The 24,987-nt window shown below is 42.2% G+C and carries 29 protein-coding genes; 14 read left to right on the plus strand and 15 right to left on the minus strand.

Annotated elements, in window-relative coordinates:
• Positions 1–186 precede the first annotated feature (186 nt).
• The 6 genes from B649_RS07920 to B649_RS07940 all read right to left on the minus strand — a co-directional run bounded on the left by B649_RS07920 (position 187) and on the right by B649_RS07940 (position 5,073).
• On the minus strand, positions 187–2,172 hold the full coding sequence (locus tag B649_RS07920) for a TonB-dependent receptor (RefSeq protein ID WP_291750852.1): 1,986 nt from the start codon (positions 2,170–2,172) through the stop codon (positions 187–189).
• 76 nt (positions 2,173–2,248) lie between these two features.
• Positions 2,249–2,419 carry a hemin uptake protein HemP gene (locus tag B649_RS12685; protein ID WP_015654002.1) on the minus strand — a complete coding sequence of 57 codons (171 nt, stop codon included), beginning with the start codon at positions 2,417–2,419 and terminating at the stop codon, positions 2,249–2,251.
• Between the two features lie 81 nt (positions 2,420–2,500).
• Complete coding sequence (locus B649_RS07925; protein ID WP_015654003.1) at positions 2,501–3,007, minus strand: flavodoxin; 507 nt, start codon at positions 3,005–3,007, stop codon at positions 2,501–2,503.
• Positions 3,000–3,782: a hypothetical protein gene (locus B649_RS07930; RefSeq protein ID WP_015654004.1), complete on the minus strand. Its 783-nt coding sequence runs from the start codon at positions 3,780–3,782 to the stop codon at positions 3,000–3,002. The genes B649_RS07925 and B649_RS07930 overlap by 8 nt, the downstream gene beginning before the upstream one ends.
• Positions 3,783–4,163: 381 nt before the next feature.
• Positions 4,164–4,661 carry a non-heme ferritin gene (gene ftnA, locus B649_RS07935; RefSeq protein WP_015654005.1) on the minus strand — a complete coding sequence of 166 codons (498 nt, stop codon included), beginning with the start codon at positions 4,659–4,661 and terminating at the stop codon, positions 4,164–4,166.
• A 79-nt stretch (positions 4,662–4,740) separates the two neighbouring features.
• On the minus strand, positions 4,741–5,073 hold the full coding sequence (locus tag B649_RS07940; RefSeq protein ID WP_015654006.1) for a DUF2325 domain-containing protein: 333 nt from the start codon (positions 5,071–5,073) through the stop codon (positions 4,741–4,743).
• A gap of 153 nt (positions 5,074–5,226) precedes the next feature.
• Between B649_RS07940 and B649_RS07945 the strand changes: the two genes are divergently transcribed.
• From B649_RS07945 to B649_RS07955, 4 genes are all read left to right on the plus strand, one after another.
• Positions 5,227–5,874, plus strand: coding sequence for a ferritin family protein (locus B649_RS07945; protein WP_015654007.1), 648 nt, complete (start codon positions 5,227–5,229; stop codon positions 5,872–5,874).
• 100 nt (positions 5,875–5,974) lie between these two features.
• The gene (locus tag B649_RS12570) at positions 5,975–6,139 is read left to right on the plus strand and encodes a hypothetical protein (RefSeq protein WP_291750853.1); all 165 of its coding nucleotides are present in this window, start codon (positions 5,975–5,977) and stop codon (positions 6,137–6,139) included.
• A gap of 50 nt (positions 6,140–6,189) precedes the next feature.
• The gene (locus tag B649_RS07950; protein ID WP_015654008.1) at positions 6,190–6,450 is read left to right on the plus strand and encodes a type II toxin-antitoxin system RelB/DinJ family antitoxin; all 261 of its coding nucleotides are present in this window, start codon (positions 6,190–6,192) and stop codon (positions 6,448–6,450) included.
• The gene (locus B649_RS07955; RefSeq protein WP_015654009.1) at positions 6,431–6,697 is read left to right on the plus strand and encodes a type II toxin-antitoxin system YafQ family toxin; all 267 of its coding nucleotides are present in this window, start codon (positions 6,431–6,433) and stop codon (positions 6,695–6,697) included. The genes B649_RS07950 and B649_RS07955 overlap by 20 nt, the downstream gene beginning before the upstream one ends.
• A 324-nt stretch (positions 6,698–7,021) precedes the next feature.
• On the opposite strand, the gene B649_RS07960 is transcribed toward B649_RS07955, so the two are convergent.
• Positions 7,022–8,350 (minus strand): hypothetical protein, encoded by a 1,329-nt coding sequence (locus B649_RS07960; protein ID WP_015654010.1) that lies wholly within the window; start codon positions 8,348–8,350, stop codon positions 7,022–7,024.
• Between the two features lie 272 nt (positions 8,351–8,622).
• Positions 8,623–9,507, minus strand: coding sequence for a rhodanese-like domain-containing protein (locus tag B649_RS07965; protein WP_015654011.1), 885 nt, complete (start codon positions 9,505–9,507; stop codon positions 8,623–8,625).
• Positions 9,508–9,644: 137 nt separating this feature from the next.
• Between B649_RS07965 and B649_RS07970 the strand changes: the two genes are divergently transcribed.
• Genes B649_RS07970 through B649_RS07990 form a run of 5 tightly spaced genes read left to right on the plus strand, consistent with a single transcriptional unit; the run spans position 9,645 to position 14,573 of the window.
• Entirely contained in the window at positions 9,645–10,853 is a 1,209-nt protein-coding gene (locus B649_RS07970; RefSeq protein ID WP_015654012.1) for a TolC family protein, read from the plus strand.
• Complete coding sequence (locus tag B649_RS07975) at positions 10,850–12,070, plus strand: efflux RND transporter periplasmic adaptor subunit (protein ID WP_015654013.1); 1,221 nt, start codon at positions 10,850–10,852, stop codon at positions 12,068–12,070. The genes B649_RS07970 and B649_RS07975 overlap by 4 nt, the downstream gene beginning before the upstream one ends.
• Before the next feature lie 2 nt (positions 12,071–12,072).
• Positions 12,073–12,762 (plus strand): ABC transporter ATP-binding protein, encoded by a 690-nt coding sequence (locus B649_RS07980; RefSeq protein ID WP_291750855.1) that lies wholly within the window; start codon positions 12,073–12,075, stop codon positions 12,760–12,762.
• A complete protein-coding gene (locus B649_RS07985; protein WP_015654015.1) occupies positions 12,759–13,970 on the plus strand; it encodes an ABC transporter permease in 1,212 nt (403 codons plus the stop codon). Before B649_RS07980 ends, B649_RS07985 begins: the two co-directional genes overlap by 4 nt.
• Before the next feature lie 39 nt (positions 13,971–14,009).
• Entirely contained in the window at positions 14,010–14,573 is a 564-nt protein-coding gene (locus B649_RS07990; RefSeq protein WP_015654016.1) for a hypothetical protein, read from the plus strand.
• Between the two features lie 30 nt (positions 14,574–14,603).
• On the opposite strand, the gene mscL is transcribed toward B649_RS07990, so the two are convergent.
• Positions 14,604–15,041: a large conductance mechanosensitive channel protein MscL gene (gene mscL / locus B649_RS07995; RefSeq protein WP_015654017.1), complete on the minus strand. Its 438-nt coding sequence runs from the start codon at positions 15,039–15,041 to the stop codon at positions 14,604–14,606.
• Positions 15,042–15,245: 204 nt separating this feature from the next.
• On the opposite strand from mscL, the gene B649_RS08000 reads away from it, so the two are divergent.
• Genes B649_RS08000 through abc-f form a run of 3 tightly spaced genes read left to right on the plus strand, consistent with a single transcriptional unit; the run spans position 15,246 to position 18,385 of the window.
• A complete protein-coding gene (locus B649_RS08000) occupies positions 15,246–16,076 on the plus strand; it encodes a serine hydrolase (protein ID WP_015654018.1) in 831 nt (276 codons plus the stop codon).
• 26 nt (positions 16,077–16,102) lie between these two features.
• A complete protein-coding gene (locus B649_RS08005; RefSeq protein WP_041192427.1) occupies positions 16,103–16,420 on the plus strand; it encodes a hypothetical protein in 318 nt (105 codons plus the stop codon).
• A gap of 6 nt (positions 16,421–16,426) precedes the next feature.
• On the plus strand, positions 16,427–18,385 hold the full coding sequence (abc-f, locus tag B649_RS08010; RefSeq protein ID WP_015654020.1) for a ribosomal protection-like ABC-F family protein: 1,959 nt from the start codon (positions 16,427–16,429) through the stop codon (positions 18,383–18,385).
• A 31-nt stretch (positions 18,386–18,416) separates the two neighbouring features.
• Here the strand turns inward: abc-f and B649_RS08015 are convergent, their stop codons facing one another.
• From B649_RS08015 to B649_RS08025, 3 genes are all read right to left on the minus strand, one after another.
• The gene (locus tag B649_RS08015; RefSeq protein WP_015654021.1) at positions 18,417–18,854 is read right to left on the minus strand and encodes a hypothetical protein; all 438 of its coding nucleotides are present in this window, start codon (positions 18,852–18,854) and stop codon (positions 18,417–18,419) included.
• A gap of 91 nt (positions 18,855–18,945) precedes the next feature.
• The gene (locus B649_RS08020) at positions 18,946–20,046 is read right to left on the minus strand and encodes an ATP-binding protein (protein WP_015654022.1); all 1,101 of its coding nucleotides are present in this window, start codon (positions 20,044–20,046) and stop codon (positions 18,946–18,948) included.
• The gene (locus tag B649_RS08025; RefSeq protein WP_015654023.1) at positions 20,043–20,717 is read right to left on the minus strand and encodes a response regulator transcription factor; all 675 of its coding nucleotides are present in this window, start codon (positions 20,715–20,717) and stop codon (positions 20,043–20,045) included. The genes B649_RS08020 and B649_RS08025 overlap by 4 nt, the downstream gene beginning before the upstream one ends.
• Positions 20,718–20,829: 112 nt before the next feature.
• Between B649_RS08025 and B649_RS08030 the strand changes: the two genes are divergently transcribed.
• Both B649_RS08030 and B649_RS08035 read left to right on the plus strand, forming a co-directional pair.
• Positions 20,830–21,312 (plus strand): PAS domain-containing protein, encoded by a 483-nt coding sequence (locus tag B649_RS08030; RefSeq protein WP_015654024.1) that lies wholly within the window; start codon positions 20,830–20,832, stop codon positions 21,310–21,312.
• Positions 21,287–22,714: a methyl-accepting chemotaxis protein gene (locus B649_RS08035; protein ID WP_015654025.1), complete on the plus strand. Its 1,428-nt coding sequence runs from the start codon at positions 21,287–21,289 to the stop codon at positions 22,712–22,714. The genes B649_RS08030 and B649_RS08035 overlap by 26 nt, the downstream gene beginning before the upstream one ends.
• 19 nt (positions 22,715–22,733) lie before the next feature.
• Here the strand turns inward: B649_RS08035 and B649_RS08040 are convergent, their stop codons facing one another.
• Genes B649_RS08040 through B649_RS08050 form a run of 3 tightly spaced genes read right to left on the minus strand, consistent with a single transcriptional unit; the run spans position 22,734 to position 24,986 of the window.
• Positions 22,734–23,792 carry a hypothetical protein gene (locus B649_RS08040; RefSeq protein WP_015654026.1) on the minus strand — a complete coding sequence of 353 codons (1,059 nt, stop codon included), beginning with the start codon at positions 23,790–23,792 and terminating at the stop codon, positions 22,734–22,736.
• An 8-nt stretch (positions 23,793–23,800) separates the two neighbouring features.
• On the minus strand, positions 23,801–24,091 hold the full coding sequence (locus tag B649_RS08045; protein WP_015654027.1) for a Dabb family protein: 291 nt from the start codon (positions 24,089–24,091) through the stop codon (positions 23,801–23,803).
• A 7-nt stretch (positions 24,092–24,098) separates the two neighbouring features.
• Positions 24,099–24,986 carry an NAD(P)H-dependent glycerol-3-phosphate dehydrogenase gene (locus B649_RS08050; RefSeq protein ID WP_015654028.1) on the minus strand — a complete coding sequence of 296 codons (888 nt, stop codon included), beginning with the start codon at positions 24,984–24,986 and terminating at the stop codon, positions 24,099–24,101.
• Position 24,987 lies beyond the last annotated feature (1 nt).

Here is a 24,987-nt window from a genome sequence, read left to right on the forward strand (position 1 = left end):
GCTTAAAAGGAGAATGAAAAGCGTTGGCTGGCTAAATAATTTGAAAGCAAATGATAATTACTTTCATTTGTAGAAATATAACTCATCTAAAGAGAGATGTCAATAGTGATAAGCATTATTAAGTAAATCAATTATGAACGTTAAGATCATCTTAAGGGATAAATCCCTTAACAGAAAGAAGAAGTTTTACCAGCTCCCTTCTAGAGTAACGAGGAAATGGAAGCGGGAGTTTTCATGATCGATTTGAGTTTCACTCAGAACCCCAGAGCTATAACGTTTTGAGGTTGTAGTAATGCTCTCTTGGGTAATATTTTTGAGATTTAACCCTACTTTATAGGTGGAATCAAGCCGTTTGGATGCATAGAGGTCGAGTGCTCCGTGCCCCTCTTGGGATTCTGCGATGCCGCTAAGATCAATCGGATCATCGTATCCGCTCACATAACGATACGCAGCACCATACGTCAAGCGATACGCTTGCAGCCGATGATCGATTCCGATGTTATAGATATAATCATGTGTCCCTTTGATTGTCCGCTTGACTCCATCGGTAACGAGAGAGGAATTTTGAAAAGTTGCATTCGCGAATATACCTAAGCCGCTGACATACGATTCCAATGATTTTTTGAGTTCTAACTCCAAACTCCAAAGCTTCCCTTCACCCGCATTTCTTGGACGTTCGACATATCGACCCGATTCAAAGGTTGTCAGTTTTTCAATTTTATCGTTGATATCCCGATAAAAACCGCCGATACTCATAATCCCTTTATCCTCAAAGAAATGCTCATAACGGACTTCGTAACTGAGAGCGGATTCTTCTTTGAGATTCGGATTTCCGGTGATATCAGGGTGGTTAAGATCATTTTCATCGAGCGAGCTGTCTAGTGAGGAAGAGAGTTCATCAAGACGGGGAAGCTTTACCGTTTTGGCAACGCTTGCACGCAGATTATCATTCTCACTCAGTTTGTAAAGAGCATGAAAGGATGGAGCGAAATAGTCGATATCGATATTCTGATCGAACTGACGTACCGATCTCTCGAACCGAATCCCCGGAGTTAGCACTATTTTTTCATTCAATGCAATTTCATCTTGGATATACCATGATCCTTTATCCTCTTTCAAACGCTGATGCTCATCGGTATTAAGCGTTCCATTGGTGTATCCGATAACATCATCTTTTTGGTGGAGGCGCTTGATTTCGGCACCTGTTTTGATAAAGTGCTCATCCAAAGCGATCGAATAGCTCCCCTCAGCTCCAAAAACTCGAAAGGATCCTTCATCATTCTGTTCATTGAGTGTTGTGGCATTATCGGTACGCGTGATTCCATCTGAAGTGTTTTCATGGTATTTGAGTTTCCACTCGATCAGTTCTGTTCCCGAGAGGTTGTGTATTCCTGAAAGTTTTGCCCAAAGCATCAAGGCATCCCCCGCATCGTGTTGAAGGAGCGTTTCATTCACACTTCCCACTCTATCTTCTACACTCTCTTTAACATAATCACTTCGATTCAAAGCTCCATCAAACATATATTTATCTTTGGACGATGGGGTGTAAATCAATTTGGTATTGAGGCTGAGGGAGCGGTAGCGTGACTCATTGTCATTATAGTCATCTCTCGTATCAGTATGAGTTGAAGAAGAATCATCCTGCGAATTATCCGAGAGCGTTGTATTAATAAGATAAGAAAGTTTCCCTTTTTTCCCCTCCTGCTGAGCAAACACAGAAACCATCGGTTCCCCTGCATACGCTCCGGCGGTGAGTTTGGCGATCGTTTTTCCCTCAGATGAGGGTTTTTTCAGAACGATATTAACAATCCCTCCCATTGATTCAGCACTGTATTCAGCCGAACCGTTGGTCATCACCTCCAAACGCTCAATCATATCGGGAGAGATGTGTTCGAGCGGATTTCCCCGCTTGGTAGATGAAACTTCCTCTCCGTCGATCATAACTTTCGTATACCCTTTGCCAGGCGATCCTTTTTTCCCTTTGCCCTCACTGATCGTCACACCCGGTGTCCGTTTGAGCATTTCTAAAGCATTCATATCACCGTATTGGGTTAATTCTTCGCCTTTGATGATACGTTTGGCTATCGAATTTTCTTTGCGCTCTTCGATCACGTTATAGGTCTCTTCGACTTCGATTTTATCGAGTTGAATGATCTCCTGTGCACAGGACAACGAGAGGGTACAGGTAAAAAGTATAAGGGGACGATAAAACAAAATATGCCTCGGGAATTCGGCGCAAAAGCACCGATTATTTGGTGAGAATCAGCTTATTGCCTTTGGTAATTCTCAAGGTATAGACTTCATTGCCGTGAACGATACGGATTGCATTATCGTTATTAAACAATGATTTAGACTCTATAACGATGCCATTATACTCAGATGAAGATGACGGTTCTATTACTCTATCTTCTTTTAACACGCTCGTCCGCTCCGTATAAGACGATGTATCGAAGCGTCAGACAAGCATTTTTGTTCTTTTTTGGTTTTCATTCAAAACTCCTTATTGAAATGAAGGGATAATTTGTTCCAACCACATCGTAATTCGGCCATCGGTCAATTTACTTTGGTTGTCTTCATCAAGGGCTAGCCCAACAAATTTTCCATCACGAAGCGCGGTTGATTCATCGAATTTATATCCTATGTTTTCCCACACACCGATAACTGTCGCACCATTTTTCGTAACAATATCATACACTGTTCCCATAGCATCTAGATAGTTATCCGAATATTCCTCTTGATCACCTAGACCGAAAAGCGCTACGCGCTTACCTGTCAAATCGAGTTTTGCAAACTTGTTTTCATAACTGTCCCAATCATCTTGGAGATCACCCTCACCCCATGTTGAGACACCAAAAATAAAATTATTGTATTCGCCGTAAAAATCGACACCGCATTCTTGTACATTATAGAGATCGACTTGGTGATCACTCAGCGTATTTTGAATAGAGACCGCGACTTTTTCGGTATTTCCGGTTGAGCTTCCGTAAACGAGAGCAATTTTAGACATGTTTTTCCTTTGTGCAGAATGTAAATGAATAGGGGATAATTTTGACCGGATTTTCATCGCTGTTTTTGATCAAAATATGACGGGTAAAATCATCCATTTTGGGGTAAACAAGATAATAAGCGTTGATCGATTCACGGCGCAGTTCATCAAATGCCGTATTGATATCTCCTTTGCGCAAATTCAATGAATCTGAATTCATCCGTTTCCATCGCGGATGCAAACGCGTCACCTGCCCTCCCGAAGAGATATGGATAAAACTCTCATCTCGCGTTACGATCGTCCCTTCTTGAGGCTTAATACGTTTAAAGACCGTTTGGGTAAACAACTCATCCAGATCAAGCATCATCTCAATTTTCCCATCCCGCATCATCAATGAAGCCAAAGCCGCTGAGGGATGAGTAAATCCGGGTGTTGAATACAAAATCCCTTTGTATCCCCCGGATGAGAGATAATCCCCTAACGGAGTATCGATACGCTGAAGAAATCGGTTAATCACTCCGCTCTCATGAATGAGAATCGTCACAATCGGTTGGGAAGTTTCAGGACGCAAACGATGCATCGGTAAAAAGGACATTACCTTATCTTGCAACAATGTATAGACATCCTCTTTCACCTTCGAACAACGAGAAAACTCAAAATGAGCCTCTTTTGGCAACACAGCATTAAGCATCGACAAAAACATCTTTCTCCGATTGCTCAAGGAATGAATATGGTAGCTGTGGGGCAGAATCTCTTTGACCCGACCGTCTTGTCGTACAAAACCGATCTTTCGCATGGCGTAGCTCCTATTTTTGATAACTGATATCATTTTATCAGAAATAGCCTTCACTTGTCAATAGTAATAAGCATTATCATTATAAAGGATTAGCATGTCTATTTTGATTAATAGAGTTTGTTGCCAAGATTTGAACAATGGTATCAATGGTCATCAGATTATTTGACATTTCCTCCCCTATTTCGTTGAAAGATGAGCGCTCGCGAAAGAAAACAGGAGGTCGTACTTGAGGAGAATTCAATTGATGATTCGCTGACGCGAGCTAACTCTATGGAAGTGTAGCAAGAGAAGATTGTTCTGTCAATAGTGATAAGCATTATTATTTATAGAAGCGGATGGAAGTAATTTGTTCTCCGGGGCTTTACCCCGAAATTAAAGATATTACGCTCTTTGAGACATCTTTCCGATCTCTTTATCAACGAGATACAATCCGCGACCGTCCAGTCCGACAATATCCATCAAATCGAGGATTGAGCGGAACAAATGTTCCTCTTCATGCTGTTCAGAAACATACCATTGGAGAAAATTGAACGTCGAATAATCTTTCTCCGCCAAACACGCTTCTACTAGCGCATTAATTTTAGCCGTAATGAATTTTTCATGTTCAAACGTTTTTTCAAATACATCTTTGATCGATCCAAACTCATACGGCGGCTCATCCAATGCGCCGATACGTGCCATTGCACCTGTTTCATTAACATAGGTGAAGAGTTTACGCATGTGAGAGTGTTCATCATCACTGTGTGCTTCGAGAAATTTTGCCGAACCGGCGAGCTTTTGATGTCCACACCATGAACTCATTGCAAGATACAGATTGGCAGAGTAATCTTCGAGGGCGATTTGTTCGTTGAGAAGTTTGAGGATATTAGGCTTTAACATATACAGCTCCTGAAATCAAGATTTGCTGGCTAATAGCTAATGCATTGGCTTGCGTAAAATAAGTATAACACAAAATTATTTACTTGCAACCTCCGCTACACGAAACACTGTTACACTTATTTTGGCGAATACCCTCCACCATTTGGGTGATTTGGCACTCGCTGCATCCGCTCATCCCTTTTACACAAATAAAAGGGATATCGGATTTTTTCGCTTGACGTTTGAAATGATCCATCGAGTTATGTTTTAAAAAATCGGTCAACATAATAATCATATCAGTTTGCAGAGGAAGCTGTTTATGGGACGTTGAGTTGCGACGACTGTCCCAGTGATGAGTTTTGGTTGCACCTAAAGAGAGCAAAAGAGATTGAAGACGAGTGATTTTATCTCCGCCGATAACGAGTACTGACATCAGAAAATCCTTTATTGATAATTTATATCAAAATACTATCTCTATTATCCTTAAAGTTTTATGATATTGATAAGTGATATCAAATATCTCTTCACTTCTTTATCTTCCATTTTGTGCTACTATTTACCATTACTATTAATTCAAGGAGTCATGATGCGTCAATATGAAACTTACCACTGTAATACCTGCGGCAACGAAGTCGAAGTCCAAAATGTCGGAGGGGGAACCCTCGTCTGCTGCGGCAATGAGATGGAGATGATAACCCTGAGTCTCACCGCAGTAAACCTGATGAAAGCGTTCGGCGGAGAGAGTATGGCACGCAACAAATACGAGTTGTTTGCCGATATCGCCCATGATGAGGGGTGGCATGCGGTAGAGCGCCATTTCCGTGAATCGGCGTTTAACGAGATGTACCATGCCCGTGCACAGTATAAAGCGTATCATAAACTCATACACGGCTGCGAAGTGGATGCAACGGCTGAAAATCTCGACAGTGCGATGGGTGGAGAGAACTACGAGCACACGGTCATGTATCCCGGATTTGCCGAAATCGCAACTGCTGAGGGGCATAAAGATTTAGCCCGTCTGTTTACCGCGATCGGTAAAGTCGAAGTGGAACACGAACGTGAATACGCCGCTCTCAAAGAAGCTCTCATCGCGGATGGATTCTTTGCCAGCGAAGAAGAGGAGATTTGGGTCTGTGAAGTGTGCGGACATATCCACCGAGGGAAAAAAGCACCGGCAGCATGTCCTCTGTGCAAAGTAGGACGCGAGTATTTTAAACGGGAACATATCCTGTAATTTAGTTAGTTTTTGCTTCGTCATCCCGTACTTGATACGGGATCTATCTTTGGTATCTACGTGTCATAGGATGGAATGACGAAAAATAGAGGAGACTATCATGACAACACTATGCAAACTCAAAAAAAACGAATTGACTGCCGATTTCAAAAAAATACTCAAAATTGTTAAAAAACCGAAATTTATCTGTGAGAAATGCGCGCGGGTTGCCAAAGATAAAAAATATTTGTGTGCTCCGAAGAATATAAAAGGGAAAAGCGATTAAATTGACATTCGCATCCCAAATGGGATACAATTCAATAAAAAGGAGACGCTATGTCAAAAATGCAAACAACCATACGGCTCGAAGAAGATGATTATAAACAAGCACGTGAAATATTGGAGTTTGTCGGCATGAGCTACGCGCAAGCGATCAATATGTTTAACCGCATGGTCGTACTCAATCACGGACTCCCTTTTGAGGCAAAAATCCCAAACAAAAAGACGATAGCCGCGATGAAAGAAGCCAAAGAGTTAAAAGGGGAGTTTGTAACGCTGAGTGATCTTGAGAGAGAACATGCAGCTGTTTCGCACTAAAACGTTTCTCAAAGAGTATGCCAAAATTAAAATCTCAGATGCCCAGTACGCCAAATATCTGAAATTTGTAGCTATGCTACTAGAAGAACGCCCTCTTCCCCCCGAAGCAAAAGATCATCCCCTTATCGGAGACTATGACAGTTTTCGTGAATTTCATATTTCGGGTGATCTGTTGATTATCTACTGTATCGAAGATGACATTTTGAAGTTGACCCGCATCGGATCACATTCACAGCTATTTAACTGATTATAAAAAGGTGAAAAGGTGTCCGGCACTTTGACACTTTTACGTATTTACCCGTTCGCCCTGAGCTTGTCGAAGGGTAAAAACTTCATGGTTCGACTGGCTCACCGCGAACAAAACACTCTCCGTCATTCCCAACTCGATTGGGAATCCAGCTCTCTTTTGTTATTTAATCTTAGAAAAGTGAAGATTGAATACACGACCCCTATCTTGGAAGTTGACCCGCATTGGAAGTCATGCACAACTGTTTAACTAATTTCAAAAAGGGGAAAAGGTATCCTGCACTTTTACGCAAAAGTGAAGATTGAATACATGACCCTTTAATCTTTATCCCCTCTTTCGGAGTCTATACAAAATAACGATAATTGCATTTAAGACATTGGAAATTATGTTTCTTCTTCCATCATCTCCCCAAAAAAACTTATCCATATCAATATTATTGTGGGCTAAATAATTTCTTGCATGGTAATACACCATTAGCAGTTTTTCTAAACTTTCATTCTCGTGACATAAAACCTCAAGTTTTGTGAAAAAATCACTGTTGGCTATGTGTGGTTCAATTAATACATAGTAAGGTTTTAGCAGATGGGAACCTAATGCTAATTTTTTAATACATTTTTCATAAAAATAGAATTTATCTGCCCCACTACAATCTAATTCATCTCTGATTAATTCTTCAAGACCAAGTACAATACCTTTAATCATAGCCCCCATAACAACTTCATTCCGTTTATCAGCATTAAACCTTTTTGTAAGTTCAAGAAAGGAAAAAAGGATATCATCAAACCGTTCATCTTCTCTTAGTATCAGTACAAGTTCATCAGTTGAAATCTCATCATTGAATAACGTTTTGATCAATGGTAAAAATAAATTAAAATAGTGTTTGCTCTCTTCAATATAAAGCGGTTTATGCAGGTATACCTCATGTAATGGAGAATAAGTGCCTCTTATTCCACTGGCTACCTTCAAATAAATATCTTTCAAATCGATATTTTGATCCACTAGCAGCCTGATTGCTTCAATGATGTAGGTTTCAAGATTCCACATCAATTTATATTTTTCATTTTCTTTCAGAGCATAATGCATACTGTATAAAAAGTTCAAAAAAGCAAAGAGGTATTCCTGATCAAACTTCGTCACATCCAAAAAATTTGAGAATGGACTATTCAAATGCGTTTTGTATTCCTCCAATTTATCATGATCCTGAAAAGGAATAAAGTTATGTAAATTTCTAATGACATATCGCTTGTATCGTATCTCACTGATATATTTAAATCCATCAAAATATGCATTGAAGTCATGCTCACTAATAAACGAAGTATATCGTTTCGTGACAGCTACCCAAAATAACAACCATTCAGGATATAAACGAACAGTATGTGCTTCCTCCACATCGATAAAAACAATCTTTTGTTCAATATAGTCTGCAATTTCTTCAATACTGTATTTATCTTCTACAAAATTACCTCTTTTAACAACAAGAGTATTATTTTTTGCATAGAGAAGATAATTATTGACATATTGTTCTATATTGTCATCATATCCATCATTTAGATTATTTAATTTATAGTATTTTTTAAACTCATCTTCTTTAAGAAAGACAATAGTGTCCAAGATTTTGAACTCTTTATTTAATTCTATTTCAAACAAACTCATGACACACTCTTCACTTCATTAATACCATGCTGTTTCATCATAAAACCTAGGCATTGTTTTTTTAGATTATATCCGAGAATGAGGGGTCATCTATTCAATCTTCACTTTTCTAAGATTAAATTACAAAAGAGAGCTGGATTTACCCAAAGGGCACTTCGCCCGATCTACCCTAAAGGGCACGTGAAGTTATGTCATCCTGAACTTGATTCAGGATCTAAGATTGCGGATCAAGTCCGCAATGACGGAGAGGATCAAGCACGGAATGACCAAATCTACTTCTTAAACATCTCATAGCGATATTGGTTCATCGGGGTATCTTCACGGTTTCCCCACTCTTTCATCGATGCATCGTACAATCGGATGTTTTTATATCCGAGTACGCCACTGAGGACGAAATAGTTGAATGACGTCTCCAACCCTCCGGTACAATAGACAAGTACCTCTTTGTTTTTATCTAAACCGTACCCCTCTTTGAAAACACTCTCCAACATCGCTTTAGGTTTAAGAATATACTCTTTATCCACGGAGTAATTCCATGAGTAGCTCATCCCCCCTTTGATATGACCGTTACGTTTAACCGTAGGTGTTGGAGTAACCCCTAAGTACATATCAGACGGACGTGCATCGATCATAGGGAGTTTTCCCAGTTTACTTTTGACATAACCGATATCGGCAATCTTGCTTTTATCGATCGATGCTTTATATGCCGTCGGTTTGATGATCGGTTCGGCTTGGGTCAATTCGAGTTTACCGTTTTTCCATGTTTTCAATCCACCATCCAATAATGCAACGTTTTTAATCCCGTGATAGTTGAGTGCCCAATAGATATAACTGGTTTTCAATACATCTTTGGGATCGCTGATCGGTGCATAGAGGACGACATCTGTTTTTTCATCGATTCCCAACGCTGAAATCTCTTTTTCGATCTCCGCTACCGGACGGATGGAGAGAAAAGTACCGTTATCGAATCGCCATTTTCCAATTGCGGTATGTGCCGCATTGGGAATATGTTCTAAACCGTATACATCCCCTTCCGATACCTCGATAATACGAAGATTACTATCGTTTTTATGCTCATTCAGCCATTGCGGAGTTACCAACGGCTCGATGGCCAAAAGTGATACAGCACTCATTAAAATAGCGGTGAATATTTTCATTGTGATTCCTTATAACAATTTTGACAATCATAGAGAAGTTTCTCTTAAAGGATAATTTTTTTCCTTTACTAAATTCATTAGCAAATATTTAAACTTTGTTTACTTTTTTGTTACCGAAAAAGGAATACTATGATGGTATGAAAAAACATTCATTAGTAATGCTCCCATTTTTTCTCTTGGCGAATCTCTGGAGTGGTGATGATATTCTCCTCTCACCCCAAAAACAAGAGATACTGCGTCAGCAACGCACTCTACTCGAATCCGAACATGAAAAGCTTCGCACGAACTGGATAGCGCCTCTCAATCTCAATGCCTCCTACAGCTATGACAAAAGTGCACTTGGCGATTATCACAGTGATACCGAAAATCTCTCCGCTTCGATCTCCCAAGATATTTTTCGATCCGGCGGAATCACCTATCAAATACGTTATGCCGACGCCAAAAAGCAAAGTGCCCAGATAGCGTACCAACAACAAATCGCGATATTGAATCAACAGCTCTTTTTGGCATTCCTCACCTACCAAAAAAACAGTGTTTTACTGGAACAAAGTCAAAAACGGCTCGATAACAAAGAGATCGAAATCTTTATCAAACGTCAGCTCTACGATGCGGGGAAAGTCGATATAACCGAGCTAAACAATGCGTTTATGGAAAAAAGTAGTGAACTAAAAACGATTGCTTCCCTCAAATATGCCCTCAGCGAACAGCGTTTTGAGATGGCAAAGGTCAGTGATATTTCTCCTGAAAAATTTCAGATCCCTCGATTTGAAGTGATCGATAAAGAGGAGTATTTATCAGGGCAGTTTGATCTGCAATATGCGCAGGCACAAAGTACAACGCTCAAAAATCTCTATGAGGTAACGGCCACGAATTACCTCCCCAGTGTTGCCCTCAATAGCTCCGTCGGATACCGTAATTATGACCCCAAAGAACTCAGCGGAGCCTACAGTGGAGATTATTACAGTGCAGGTTTACAGCTCACACTGCCACTCACCTATAATGCCTCAGCTACAATCCAAGAAGCCCAAGCCACCTATCTCCAAGAAGCAGCCAAAGAGGCCGATAAAAAAAGAGAACTGGGTGCCGAATATGCCCAAGTGATTGAAAAAATCAAAAATTATGAGGAGTACATCACGATCACGTCTCAAAACCTTATCCTCTACGATGAATTGATCCACGCGCTCCAAGCCGGAGTCAATGCCGGAACGAAAACAGGATACGATTTACAAACTCTCAAAAATACCAAGGCAATTGAAGAGTTGGAGATCAAAATCAATGAGATTAATATCCAAATCGAGCTTGCCAAACTCCATTTTTCCCTTAATCCTTCGAAGGAACTTTTATGAACTCTACGACTGACTCGATTGAACAAACCCTCGGACTGAATACTCCAAAACAATCATCCCTCAAAAAATATCTCCTGATTGGAGGGGCACTAGCCCTTTTAATCGGTGCCGTATGGTTTGGTATAAAAAGTTCTGCATCCTCTAAAACCGTATACATCACAACCCCTGTACAAATAAAAGAATTAACCACCACCGTCTCGGCAACGGGGAATCTGGAACCAACCAATACCATCGATGTGGGGATTGAAGTTTCAGGAACCGTTACTGACGTCCTCGTTGATTATAATGATCGGGTAAAAGTAGGTCAGTTAATGGCCCGTTTAGATACCACAAAACTCTCTTCTAAAGTTACCAGTTCCAAAGCTGCCCTGCTCCGTTATCAAGCCAATATATCAGCGGCGAAGGCATCTCTAGCGAATGCCAAAAACGAGTTTGAGCGTGTCCACAAAATGTACGCCTCTACAGGAGGAAACTATCCGTCTAAAAAAGAGGTCGATGAAGCCGACAATGCGCTACTTTCAGCAAAAGCCGGTTTAGATGCCGCAATAGCCCAATCAGCACAAGCCCATGCAGAACTTGAAGCCGATGAAGACAATCTTCGTAAAGCCATCATCGTCTCACCAGTAGATGGAATTATTTTGGAGCGAAAAGTGGAACCGGGACAAACGGTTGTTGCCTCGATGCAAACACCTGTTTTATTTAAAATGGCAAAAAATCTGAGTACTATGAAAGTGATCGTCAGTGTCGATGAAGCCGACATCGGTGAGGTCAAAGAGGAGCAAAATGTAACCTTTAGCGTCGATGCCTATCCAAACCACCTGTTTAAAGGTGTCATTACTCAGCTGAGATTGAACTCTCAGATGGTTAATGGCGTAGTTACCTACGATGCAGTCGTCGAAGTACCCAATACGGATTTAAAACTCCGCCCGGGTATGACGGCAACGGCACAGATCATCACCGGCGTTTTACCGAATGTCCTCGTCGTACCTAATGCAGCACTACGTTTCACCCCTCCAAAATCGAAAGAGGAGAAGACAGAATCATCTCAAGAGACGAAAAAACAAAACGAAAAATCAGTATGGATACTCAAAGAGAAACAACCCTCGCCACTCAACGTCAAAGTCGGCAAAAGCGACGGCATCTCAACTGCCATCAACTCTTCACAGCTCAAAGTAGGTGACAGGGTTATCATCGGTCTAAAAGAAAATGGAGAATGACGGTGATCCCTTCTTGCGTCATCAGCTTTAGTGGTGTCACCAAATCTTACGGGGAGGGCGAAGCAACCGCCTATGCTCTGCGCGGTGTTGATTTGGAGATTAAAAGCGGTGAATTCGTCGCGATTATGGGACCCAGCGGATCGGGGAAATCGACGGCGATGAATATCATAGGATGTCTTGATACCCCATCACAGGGACAATATCTTTTTGAGGGAATCGATGTCGGCGGCCTCTCACGCGATCAACGAGCTCTTCTTCGTCGCAACTACATCGGATTTATCTTTCAAGGGTTCAATCTGCTGGGAAAAACCTCAGCCGTTGAAAACGTCGAACTGCCGCTGCTCTATCGAGGATTCCCTGCTGATGTTCGCAGAGTAAAAGCCCTTGAAGCCCTTAAAAGTGTCGGGCTAGAACACGTCGCCCACCACACTCCGGGTGAACTCTCAGGAGGCCAGCAGCAGCGTGTCGCTATCGCCCGCGCGATCGTTACCGATCCGCTCGTCCTCCTCGCCGATGAGCCGACCGGAAATCTTGACACCGCAAAAAGTATCGAAATCATGGAACTGCTCCGATCGTTTAACCGTGATAAAGGGATTACGATCATTATGGTCACCCATGAAATCGACATGGCAGCCTATTCAGAGCGGACAATCCATTTTCGTGACGGACTCATCGACAGGGGGACCCGATGATCTGGAACGCTTTTATTTTAGCTCTACGTGAAATTCGCCGAAGTGCTATGCGCTCGATCCTCACCACACTGGGGATCGTTATCGGGGTCGCTTCGGTTATCGCTATGGTGATGCTCGGAGATGCCACCACCGCCTATGTCTCCAACAGCATCTCCAAACTGGGAACCAACATGCTGATCCTCCGTCCGGGTCAGGATCGCCGAGGTCCCAGAAGCGAGGATACTACCGCCAAACGTTTTAACCACGATGATCTCCAAGCGATTCATCGTGAGATTACCGATATCCGAGGAGCCGCACCGATAGGCTCCAAAGGGGTTCAAGCCGTCTATGGCAATCAAAACTACTCCACTACAATCGATGGGAGCGATAACGACTATTTCACCGTTAAAGACTGGGTATTCGAATCGGGGCGGATATTTGCCCCCGCAGAGCTGCAAGGGGGAAAAGCAGTTTGTGTCATCGGTGAAAGTGTCCGTAAAGAGCTTTTCGGGGATCAAGATCCCATCGGCGCTTCCATACGACTGGGAACCTTCTCCGCGCAAGTAATCGGGTTACTCAAACCTAAAGGGGCTTCGATGTTCGGGATGGATCAAGACGATATCATCATTGTCCCGATCCGTCTGCTACAGCGACGGGTGAGCGGTAATCAAGAAATCTCAATGATTCTCGTCTCGGCATCATCTCCAGCCGTAATCGAAAATGTCAAAGCCTCCCTCACCGCCCTTTTCCAAGAGCGCCGTCGTATCAAGCTGGGCGAGGAAAATGATTTCAGTGTCCGTGATATGCGAGAAATGGTACAGACCCTCACCTCTACCACTAAAATGCTCACCCTCCTCCTTGGTGCGGTTGCTACCATCAGCCTCCTCGTCGGGGGGATCGGAATTATGAACATTATGCTCGTCTCCGTCACAGAGCGTACTCGTGAGATCGGAATACGGCTCGCCATCGGGGCATTGGAGAGGGAAGTATTACTCCAGTTTTTGGTCGAAGCCATCGTCCTCTCATCTTTGGGCGGTGTGATCGGTGTTATCTTGGGGATTGGTTTTGGGGTGGGGATCAGTATCTTTTTCGATCTGCCACTGGTCTTTAATACTTCGATCGTTATTATCGCTTTTTTATTTTCTACCCTCGTCGGGGTCGTATTTGGTTATTTTCCCGCTCGAAAAGCGGCACGGCTCAACCCCATCGACGCTTTACGATATGAGTAATGTGCCGATATTATTTACAACAGTCCAAAAGGAGCTACTATGCAAATTGGAACCGGAACATCGATCAACCCTTACAGCCAAAGTGCTCTGGGATTGAAAGAAAAAGAGAGTGAAGAGTTTAAAGAAAAAATCAAAAGTGGAGAGATTTCAGGTAAAACCCTCTCCCAAGCCTATCTTGTCGAATACAGCCTCAAAATTGAGAGTTATTCTTCGAATAATCTCCAAGCCCAAAGCGCTCCGTTTGATCTGAATAAAGTACGGGATATTTTAAGCTCCATCGATTTTGAAGCGATCGGTTATACCGGCAAACCGATCGCCGATATGAGCCCCGATGAAGCCAAAGAACTGGTGAGTGAAGAGGGTTATTTCGGGGTAACCAAAACATCAGAGCGTTTAGCGGATTTCGTTCTAAGTGGGGGCGGTGATGATTTGGAACGTTTGAAAGCAGGTCGGGAGGGAGTTATTCGCGGATTTAACGAGGCAGAAGAGATGTGGGGAGGAAAGCTTCCCGAGATCTCCTATGAAACCCTCGAAAAGACTCTCGCTAAAATTGATGAGAAGATTACTGCTCTGGGTGGAAATGTTCTCGATACTACCGCCTAAGCTAAAGGGATTAATCCCTTTTTATTTTCTTTATTGAGCACTACGACAATGAGGGCAAGTTTTAGCGGCAAGAGGAATTTCCATCGCGCATTCAGGACAAACTTTAGTGGTAGGAGCTACCGGCTCAGAAGCAGGTTCTGCGGCTTTGAGTTTGTTATATGCTTTCACCATCATGAACATGACCCATCCCAAAATCAAAAATGAGATCGTGTCGTTAATAAATACACCCAATTTGATTGCAGGAGCTCCCGCTGCATCCAAAGCTGCTAATGAAACATACTCTTTGCCATCCAATGCAATAAAGAGAGATGAAAAATCAACTCCTCCCATCAGCAATCCGACCGGAGGCATAATAATATTGGCAACCAGTGACTTAACCACGGTTGCAAATGCCGCTCCAAAGATAAATCCGACTGCCATATCTACAACATTTCCGGTGAGGAGAAACTGTTTAAACTCTTTGAACATGGGAAACTCCTTTTGCATATTTTGAAAGATTCTAACATAGAAATGTTTGTGAAACATGTGCTTTGCACCTATCAATACGTTCCAATTCCCTACACTTCAACAAAAAAATTCCAAATGTTTGTCTCAATCAATCCATTGTTTACATTTTTTGGGAATGATAGATTATGAATTTATTTTCTATCCCGATACAAGTTACCTAAGCCTATGATATATCGATATTTAACTCTTATATGTTTACTTCTCACCCTATCTTCACACGCAGAAATCGATAAAAACGGACTTGATAAACTCAATGTCGAAGCACTGCTGGTCAAAGAGCTCACATCCGGTGAAGTGATTTATTCCAAAGAAGCCCTCAAGGAGGTCAAACCGGCCAGTCTTACCAAGATTATGACTGCTATGCTGGCGATTGAACAGGGGAATTTGGATCGTCCGGTGACGATCACCGCAGAGATGATAGCCGTCGAACCGACCAAAGCGGGCTACAAAGAGGGAGAGGTTATTCGTCTCGAAGATCTGATCAAAGCAGCCATGATCAAATCCGATAACGATGCGGCAATGGCGATTGCGATCAGCGTGGGGGGAGATCTAAATACGTTTGTCCAGATGATGAACCTCAAAGCTGCTCAAATCGGTATGGACAATACTTTTTTCACCAATCCTTGCGGCTTTGATATCGCTAACCACCATTCAACCCCGATAGACCTTCTGCACCTTGCAGAATATGCCATTCAAAACTCTCTTTTTAACGATATCACCCGACAGAATCAACATATTTATTACTCACTCAATACGAATCGTAAATTTGTTGCCAAAACCCATAACTATCTTTTGAATCGCTACGAATATGCGGTAGGAGTTAAAACCGGTTACACCTCTAAAGCAGGCCCTTGTCTCATCGCACGTGCCAAAAAAGAGGGGAATGACTGCCTAATCGTGATGCTCAACTCGAAAGAAAATCGCTGGAGTGTAGCTCAACAGATTTTTGAACAAGTGTTTTTATTACCTGTCATCGAATATTGGGAAGAGGTATAGACAGATAGCATGATATAATTCGCAACATGAATAGCGAACACCCCATCTTCCACATTGACCCAACCCCTACCTTGCCGACACGCCAATGCCGATTTATGGCTCGTGTTATGGGGTACTCACTTAGCTACGGTCACTACGCTATCGCTTTGCTGATATGGTGGAAAAGTGATTGGTTTATCGCCATTGGAGCTTTATTGCTTGGGTTTATTGTTTTCGGGATCATCCGATCCAAACTCCGAAATGACTCAATTCCCCCCGCTCAACGCGAAACACCTTACAATGACTATGCAATCGCAACATGGTATTTATCGCGTATAACCTGCTTCACACTTCCAAAGGAATAAATAAATATGGCATTAGTCGACCTCCTGAATGTTAGCAAACACTACGAAGCCCAAAAAATTTTAGAGAATATCAACTTCCACATCGATGAGGGTGAGAGGGTCGTTATCGTCGGAAAAAATGGAAGCGGCAAATCGACGCTGATGAAAATCGTCCACGGATCACTCGATACCGATGCGGGTGAGCGGATAAACCGCCAAGGGATTGAGATCAAAATGCTCTCCCAAGTGCCGAAGTTTGATCCAAGCCACAACGTCCGCGAAGCGATCGAAGCGGGGCTGGGAGAGCTCAAAGCGGCACGGGTGCGTTTCGATGAGATTTCCACCCTCCTCTCTATGGAATTCGATAATGAAACGCTCCTTCAAGAGCAATCACACCTCACCACCTTTCTCGATCATCACAATGCGTGGAATCTCGATGATAAGATCGAGCGGATTATGCACCACTTTATGCTCAAAGAGTATGAGACAAAAAATGTTGAACTCCTTAGCGGAGGGGAGCAGCGCCGTGTTGCCCTTGCCTCATTGTTACTGCTCAAGCCCGATATTCTCCTCCTTGATGAGCCGACCAACCATCTCGATGTCTACATGGTGGAATTTCTCGAAGAGTTGATCCTCAAAGAGAAATTCACCCTCCTTTTCATCTCGCATGACCGTTACTTTATCGATCAGGTAGCGACGAAAACCATCGAAGTGGAAGATTGCACCCTGAGGGAGTTTAGCGGCGGCTACAGTAACTATTTGGAGCAAAAACAAGAGTTATTGCGCACCATGGCGCAACAGCACGACAACCTCCTCAAGCTTCTCAAATCTGAGAACGAATGGCTTCGCCGTGGGGTCAAAGCACGATTAAAACGGAATGAAGGACGAAAACAGCGGGTATTACAACTGCGTGAAGATGCCAAAAATAACCCAAGCCGTATCCGAAAAATGAAACTGGAGTTGGAGCGCGAAGCGAAACACTTTAATCGTGGAGAGGGAGTCAATCGCCAAAAAATGCTCTTTGAAGTCGAGCATCTCGGACTCACGTTAGGCAATAAACTCCTTATCAAAGACTTCTCCACCCGAATCCTCCAAAAAGACGTTATTGCCGTCGTAGGCCCTAACGGAAGTGGTAAATCGACACTTCTCAAGGCACTCCTAGGACGTCTAAAACCGACATCAGGGATTATTAAACAAGGAGAGCTAACGATCGGTTATTTCGATCAGCACCGTGAAATGCTCGATGATAATCTCAACCTCATCGAAACCTTTTGTCCCCATGGAGGCGATCGTGTCGATGCGCAGGGGCAGGATTATCATGTGTACGGCTATCTAAAAAACTTCCTCTTCCCGCGAGAGTTTCTCGATAAAAAAGTGGGAGTTCTCAGCGGCGGAGAAAAAAACCGTGTTGCCCTCGCCCTGCTGTTTACGAAAAAAGTGGACATTCTCATTCTCGATGAGCCGACCAACGACCTTGATATCCCCACTATCAATATCCTCGAAGAGAAGCTCCAAAACTTCCCCGGAGCCGTTATCCTTGTCAGCCACGATAGATATTTCGTCGATAAAATCGCCAAAAAGCTCTTCATCTTCAAAGGAGACGGAACCATCGAAGAGAGCTACAAGCCTTACAGCGAATACCTCGAAGATGAAAAAGAACTCAACGAAATAGATGCGATGGAGGCCGAGTTTTCCAAGTCTTTAACACCAACAGCTGTAATGCAGAGCGAAAAGCCGAAAGTATTCAAACTCACCTTTAACGAACAGCGTGCCCTCTCAACACTCCCACTTGAGATCGAAGCGCTTGAAGCCAAGATTGATGAACTAAACGCCTCTCTCGCCGATCCAAAAAAATACGAGAAAATCGGAATCAGTGTTTTGGCAGAAGAATTGGAAAAAACAAAAGCGATCTATGAAGAAAAAGTGGATGAACTCTTAACGATTGAAGAAAAAGCAGAAGAGATCGAAGCACTCAAAAACAGCTAGTTAAGTACTTCTTTTTAATGTAAGGAAAGGATTAATACCTTCCTTTACCTTTTCCCATGCCTGAGCCCATTGTGCTATTTTGGTCTTGTTGCATCCCCTGCATCATACCTTTTCCTTTGCTCTTTCCTGAACCCATCATTCCTCCGCTTTCATCCATCCCTTTTTGTTTTCCCTGCATCATCCCCTGACCTTGACCGTAACCCATCCCTTTTTCCTGCTTACCCATCTCTTGTGAGACTTTTTCGGGAGCATTACCCTGCATCATCCCTTGACCTTGACCGTAACCCATCCCTTTTTCTTGCTTACCCATCTCTTGTGAAACTTTTTCAGGGGCATTCATCATCTTCTCTTTCCCATGCATCATCCCGTGATTCATTTGACCTTTTTGATTCTGCATCATTGCCGGTTCTGCAAAAACAAAAGTAGAGAGTAACGCCGTAGCCGACAACACACTTAGTAATACTTTCATGAGATACTCCTTGAATAATTTCAACTATTGTAATGCAAAATTGTTAAAAGTGTATTAATTAAGTTTGACTCCTATTAAAAATATGTATCACTTATTCGATATTCTTCGGAAAATTTAGCCGAAAACATGCCCCCGCTTCGTTTTGAATCAGCTTAACCGATCCGCCAAACTGTTCACTCAGGATTTTACGGGCAAAATAAAGCCCATATCCATGACCGTCATTTCTCTTTGTACTTATACCTGCTTCAAAAATCATCCTTGCCTGTTCATGTGTCATCCCATCACCGTTGTCGTGGATATCAACACTCACAACCTCCCCGTCTTCCCATCCGCTTAGCGTGATTTTCTTGTCGATCCGATCTGATTTTTCAAGAGCTTCAATCGCATTTTCTATAAATACCGAATAAAGGTGAAGCAACCGACTACTGGGTACTTTGGTATCGATTGTCATCTCTCCGGAAAGATCAATCTCAAGCGTGATATTGGCAGTATTTAAATGAGGTTCCAAAAGACGTTTTACCTCTTCAACAGAGATTTTCACATTTACAACTCCGGCTTTATCACTGTGAAAGTGATACAAACTCTCTAAACTGTGGGAAAGATGCTCCAAAATTTCTTCACTCCGCCCCAATTCATCATCAATGCATTCGCACGATTGTTCTACCAATCTGCGACGCATTCGAAGCAAATAAGTGGAGAGAGTATGTAAAGGACGGCGCCACTGATGGGCGACAAAAGCGACCATCTCTCCGATTTGTGCCATACGTGCTTGTTGCAAAAACAATTTATCTTGTAAAGCTTTTTCGTCTTCAAGCTTTTTACGTTCCGTAATATCGGTACCGGTAACAACGACACCGATAATGTTATCCTCATCATAAACCGGATGATAGCGCACCAGTAAATAAACTCTCTTTGCATGAGCAAAAGTAAACCATGATTCGTAACTGACTTCTTCTCCCGCTAATGCTCGATCCAGATAGGGCTTGATTACATTATAAAAGACCTCTTTTCCCAATACTTCTTCTACATGGTGCCCTACAATCTCGCAATAAGCGCGGTTAAGGGCTTTCACATATATTTTATTGACAGCACGATAAATATAATGTATATCCACAAAGGAAAGCCTGTTGTCCGTTTGATCGACGAGATTAAACAGATGCGTTTTAGAGGTATATTCGGTAAATTGGTTCATGAAAGACGGTATCCTAATTTCGGTGTTGATTGGATATTGAGACCGACAACTTTTTTACGCAGATTACTCACAACAATTTTAAGGGCATTACGACTTATCTCCTGCGAACCATAGAGTGTATACTCTATCTCTTCATAACTGACAATCTTTCCTCGATGTTTGAGTAAAAGCTCCATTAATGAAATCTCCAAATGAGACAATCGTAACATTTTTCCATTTTGGAAAATGGCTTTGCTTTGAAAGTCATAATGTATATTTTCACTAATATCAATATTTTTTAAAATTTTATCTTTCTTGTGACGTTCCAATATTTGGAGCAATTGATCCAATTTCTTCAATGTAATAGGCTTAAGTAAATAGTCTTCAAGCTTCAAAGGAATAGCACCAAGAAGATAGTGTTGATGGGAATAAGAGCTTAATACAACAATAGGTATTTCCGAGTTATCGGCACGAATACGGCGGATGAACTCCAGTCCATCCATTTTTGGCATTTCGATATCAGTTAAAATAATATCCGGAGTTTTTTCCTGATACTTTTTCCACCCTTCCACTCCATCATACGCACTAATCACTTCACGAAATTTAGATTCTAATAAATATGATATATTGTCATTGCTTTCTATATCGTCTTCAACAACCAAGATTTTTTTATCACTATTTCTAATATACATGATTCTCTTTATGAATTAATTTTCCTTATTTTAACCCAAAATAAGTTTAACGAAACCTTTTGCAAACCTAAAAATATTATTATAAGTTACAAATTGGAAATGAAGGAGTTGAATGCAAGAACTTACTTTTGGTGAACATGAGATTATTGTCTCTAAAACCGATACCCATGGAAAAATAATCTACGGTAACGAACTTTTTTTACGCCTTGCCGGTTACGAAGAACATGAGATCATCGGTGCACCACATAACATTGTCCGTCATCCGGATATGCCGAAACTAATCTTTAAACATTTATGGGATACGATCAGATCGGGTCGTGAAGTTAATGCCTACGTTATTAACCAAGCCAAAAACGGTGACTTCTATTGGGTGTATGCAAACATTACCCCTTCCTTGGACAAAACTGGCAGAGTAGCGGGATATTATTCCGTCCGCCGAAAACCTTCCCAAAAAGCACTCGCACACGTCAAACCGCTCTATCAGCGACTCATAAATGCCGAACGCTCAGGCGGAGTCACACAATCACAAAAGATACTGGATGAGTTACTAAAAAATTTCGGAGGCCGCTATGACAAATTCATCCTATCTCTCTAAACTGCAACTTATCGCATCTCTATTTTTAGGGTTATTCGCATTCGGATACGGCATTAAATTTTTTGTTGACGGATTCAGCTTGGTTGATACAATCTTACTTATTGTCTATATCACTATTGCATTTCTGTTCAACGCTCAACTCAAAGGACTAAGAGTTCATCTGCGAAAATCTCTTAATGTTTTAGAAGATGCGGTAGAAGGAAATTTTGAAGCGCGGGCCACCAATATCGTCGATCACGGAGAGGCAGGAAGAATCTGTCACGGTGTCAATAACTTAATCGATCAGATGGAAACCTTTATGAGGGAGATGCGGGCCTCAGTCGATTACGCATCCAATAACGAGTATTTCAGAAAATTTAATACACAAGGGATCAATCCCATTTTAGCGTATGCCGGCGATAAAATAAATGCCAGTATCATGTCCATGCAGGAAAATTTCCATCATCAACTACGCACCGAGCTCAATGCGGACTTGGCAACCATCAACAAAAATAACGAACAATTGATCGGTCTCCAAAAAAGTTTTATGAACAATACATCGAAACTCGAAATAATATCAACCAATGTTAAAGAAGCAGCATCTATGTCGATAGAACGCGCCGACGATGCTGAAAAAGTCGGAAACAAACTCGAAGGGTTGAATATTCTCATTGATCAAAATGCCACCTCTACTGCCCTGCTTGAAGACCGTTCCAAAGAGATCACCGCGATTATTAACCTGATCAGCGATATATCCGACCAAACTAATCTCTTAGCCCTTAATGCCGCAATCGAAGCAGCACGTGCCGGAGAACACGGACGCGGTTTCGCTGTAGTTGCCGATGAAGTACGTAAACTTGCGGAAAGTACCCAAAAAGCAACAGGTGAGATCCGCGCTACTGTACAAGTTCTTCAACAAGAAAGTATAGAAAATACCGCTAACTCCGTCGAAATGCGTCATGTAGTCGGTGATTTTACAGCCCTTATGCGTACGTTCCAAGATAGTATGAATCATTTACGCCATAGTACTGAAGTGATCGATAATGAACTCTCCGGTATTCAAGACCGTATTTTCATCAACCTCATAATGATCGATCATATCGTCTTCAAAACCAATGCCTATACATCGATCAATTTAGGAAAAAAAGTTTCTGAATTCGGAACACATACCCACTGCCGATTGGGCAAATGGTATGTGGACGAAGGTAAAAAACGCTTTGGTAATACTCCTAGTTATGCAAAAATGGACAAACCGCACGCAATAGTGCATGATAATGTGATGGAATCTATGAAATGTCTTGAAGGGGAAGATACCTGTGTCGTAAACCGCGATCTTATCTTAAACGACTTTAAAGCGATGGAAATAGCGAGCAGCGAGCTTTTCGGCCTTGCTGAAGCAATGATTGAAGAAAATCACCGATGAAACCTCCAGTGGAGGAGGTTTAATCCGCCTCTACCGTAATCTTAAATTTATCCGCCATATATTTTTCAGCTTCTTGTTCACTCATTGTCGAGGATTGCTGCAATGCATTTTGGATTCGAACCATCGTTAAATCGTTTTTATTTTTGCCTTCGAGTACAATCGTATCGGTCTCACCTTTGAGCATTTTAACCATTGCTCGAATAAGCTCTTTCTCAACAACTCCTGGAGTCATCGGCAAATCGGCTTCAAAGCGTTTTGCAATAGCATTATTGATAGCAATTGACGCTTTTTTACGGTCATTTATATCGTGCGAAGAGAGAGCAAACTCTTTGAGAAAAATCCCTTTTTCTTCCTCTTTCAAGGTATCAATAAAACTTTTAACCGATTCATATGTGACATCCGCAATAGCGCGATTTTCGATACTGAGAGAAAACTCGTCCAAGATCATAGAATCAGGTGCACTGCTCGAAATTTCCCGTGCACTCATCGAAAATTCTAACGGCATAATGGCATTATCAATACGGAACTGTTCGATTTCGAGATGCTTTAAATGCATCTGTGTCCCCTCAACTTCCCCTTTGAATGCAAGATTGATCGAACTGAGTTTGCTGAGGGTATTTTGCTGAAATGCATCACTCACATTTTGAGCAATCATTTGTGCGATAATCGGTTTGGGAAGTGCCACTTTATCGGCTTCGATATCGATTGAAGCTTTCACACTCTCCCCTTTTGAAAATGCTTTAAACTCCGATAATGATTCCACATCACCTAAACGAAGTGATCCGATGGAGAGCTGTTCTTGTCCCAACATAGAGAACTTAAGGGCTTCGATTTCACAATCCGTTGTAATAATCCCGCTGCAATCGATACCATCGTATTTCATCTCTCCACCCATCAAAACAAGGGTATTTTGATATTCGCTCAGTGATTTGGCCAGTTCTTCTTTGACCTTCTCATTTTTATAATGACTCAATGCACTTACACCAACAACGACTATCGCCGCAGCGACCGAGAGATGGATTTTATATTTTTTATAAAATGGTTCGTTACTATTCTCTACACTTAATTCTTCGTTCACAAATTTCCTTATTGTATATAATCGACAACTTTTGAGAGGGTTGTAACCTCTTTGATAACACTGACAACTTCTTGGTGTGCCGGATGTGGAACGTACACGTTGAGTCCCTCTTGATCATCAAACGTCGACGTAAGTACCAAGTCAAATGAACGCTCGCTTCGGCTGATATCTATCCCAACTTCCATAGAACGCAAGGTATCGATTTTCGACGGTAAAGATTCTAACATCTCTTTAACCCGTTCCAAATTGGCCTCTTTATTTTCATCACTAAATTGAAACATCACAATGTGCACTAGCATTTTTTTTCTACCTCTCTATCAAATCTTTTAAACTCTGCCTCGGGGATTTCCCCTCTAAAATCGCATACACTTCCGCTGCGATGGGAAGATAGATTCCGCGTGCAATGGCTATCTCATGAAGCGCGTATGCCGTCCCGATCCCTTCGCTCACTTCACCGATCTCTTGGCATACCACTTCTTTGGTTTTACCCTGAGACAACCCAAGCCCTACCCGATAATTGCGTGACATAGAGGAACTCGCAGTCAAAAACAAATCCCCTGCACCGCTAAGACCTAAAAAGCTCTCCTGCGTTGCGCCATAAGAGCGTCCGAAACGCTCCATCTCCACTAAGCCGCGTGAAATCAAACTCGCTGCGGCATTGTGCCCAAGGCCCAATCCCTCACATATCCCTGCGGCAATCGCAATAACATTCTTATAAGCCCCTGTAATCTCCGCTCCAATGACGTCACTGCTCACATAGGTACGGATAAAGCTAGGAAAAAGAGCGGCAAACTCTTTTGCGGTAGATTCTGAGCTTGAGTTAATAACGAGCGCGGTTGGAAGCGATTGAATCACCTCCGCAGCAAACGATGGACCGGATAAAAAACAGAGATTCTCTTCGGGAACATACTGAGCATAGATTTCATTTAAAAATTTCCCGCTGGAGGCTTCAATCCCTTTCGCCGCAACGAGAACCTTTTGCCCTTTAAAAATAAAATTCTCTTCCAGCCATTTCCCGATTTGCTGTGCCGGTACCGTGATAATCAGATACTCACACCCCAGTACCTCTTCAAGCGATTTAAAATTATCCCAATCACGCGGAGTACGTGACGTAATGATAACCTCATTTTTTTCACCCATGGCAAACGCGAGCGCTTCGCCCCATTTTCCCGCACCGATTACCCCTACTTTCATA

Origin of the sequence: Candidatus Sulfuricurvum sp. RIFRC-1, assembly GCF_000310245.1 — a bacterium.
In the GTDB taxonomy this organism is placed as follows: domain Bacteria; phylum Campylobacterota; class Campylobacteria; order Campylobacterales; family Sulfurimonadaceae; genus Sulfuricurvum.

Coding starts and splice junctions, on each gene's coding strand:
- B649_RS07965 (WP_015654011.1), bottom strand. CDS start 9,507: ATGAAAATATTCACCGCTATTTTAATGAGTGCTGTATCACTTTTGGCC.
- B649_RS08000 (WP_015654018.1), top strand. CDS start 15,246: ATGATATATCGATATTTAACTCTTATATGTTTACTTCTCACCCTATCT.
- B649_RS07990 (WP_015654016.1), top strand. CDS start 14,010: ATGCAAATTGGAACCGGAACATCGATCAACCCTTACAGCCAAAGTGCT.
- B649_RS08005 (WP_041192427.1), top strand. CDS start 16,103: ATGAATAGCGAACACCCCATCTTCCACATTGACCCAACCCCTACCTTG.
- B649_RS07970 (WP_015654012.1), top strand. CDS start 9,645: ATGAAAAAACATTCATTAGTAATGCTCCCATTTTTTCTCTTGGCGAAT.
- B649_RS07950 (WP_015654008.1), top strand. CDS start 6,190: ATGTCAAAAATGCAAACAACCATACGGCTCGAAGAAGATGATTATAAA.
- B649_RS07975 (WP_015654013.1), top strand. CDS start 10,850: ATGAACTCTACGACTGACTCGATTGAACAAACCCTCGGACTGAATACT.
- B649_RS07985 (WP_015654015.1), top strand. CDS start 12,759: ATGATCTGGAACGCTTTTATTTTAGCTCTACGTGAAATTCGCCGAAGT.
- B649_RS08035 (WP_015654025.1), top strand. CDS start 21,287: ATGACAAATTCATCCTATCTCTCTAAACTGCAACTTATCGCATCTCTA.
- mscL (WP_015654017.1), bottom strand. CDS start 15,041: ATGTTCAAAGAGTTTAAACAGTTTCTCCTCACCGGAAATGTTGTAGAT.
- B649_RS08030 (WP_015654024.1), top strand. CDS start 20,830: ATGCAAGAACTTACTTTTGGTGAACATGAGATTATTGTCTCTAAAACC.
- B649_RS08050 (WP_015654028.1), bottom strand. CDS start 24,986: ATGAAAGTAGGGGTAATCGGTGCGGGAAAATGGGGCGAAGCGCTCGCG.
- B649_RS07955 (WP_015654009.1), top strand. CDS start 6,431: ATGCAGCTGTTTCGCACTAAAACGTTTCTCAAAGAGTATGCCAAAATT.
- B649_RS07960 (WP_015654010.1), bottom strand. CDS start 8,350: ATGAGTTTGTTTGAAATAGAATTAAATAAAGAGTTCAAAATCTTGGAC.
- B649_RS07925 (WP_015654003.1), bottom strand. CDS start 3,007: ATGTCTAAAATTGCTCTCGTTTACGGAAGCTCAACCGGAAATACCGAA.
- B649_RS07945 (WP_015654007.1), top strand. CDS start 5,227: ATGCGTCAATATGAAACTTACCACTGTAATACCTGCGGCAACGAAGTC.
- B649_RS08045 (WP_015654027.1), bottom strand. CDS start 24,091: ATGCTAGTGCACATTGTGATGTTTCAATTTAGTGATGAAAATAAAGAG.
- B649_RS07930 (WP_015654004.1), bottom strand. CDS start 3,782: ATGCGAAAGATCGGTTTTGTACGACAAGACGGTCGGGTCAAAGAGATT.
- B649_RS07940 (WP_015654006.1), bottom strand. CDS start 5,073: ATGTCAGTACTCGTTATCGGCGGAGATAAAATCACTCGTCTTCAATCT.
- B649_RS12570 (WP_291750853.1), top strand. CDS start 5,975: ATGACAACACTATGCAAACTCAAAAAAAACGAATTGACTGCCGATTTC.
- B649_RS08020 (WP_015654022.1), bottom strand. CDS start 20,046: ATGAACCAATTTACCGAATATACCTCTAAAACGCATCTGTTTAATCTC.
- abc-f (WP_015654020.1), top strand. CDS start 16,427: ATGGCATTAGTCGACCTCCTGAATGTTAGCAAACACTACGAAGCCCAA.
- ftnA (WP_015654005.1), bottom strand. CDS start 4,661: ATGTTAAAGCCTAATATCCTCAAACTTCTCAACGAACAAATCGCCCTC.
- B649_RS08025 (WP_015654023.1), bottom strand. CDS start 20,717: ATGTATATTAGAAATAGTGATAAAAAAATCTTGGTTGTTGAAGACGAT.
- B649_RS08015 (WP_015654021.1), bottom strand. CDS start 18,854: ATGAAAGTATTACTAAGTGTGTTGTCGGCTACGGCGTTACTCTCTACT.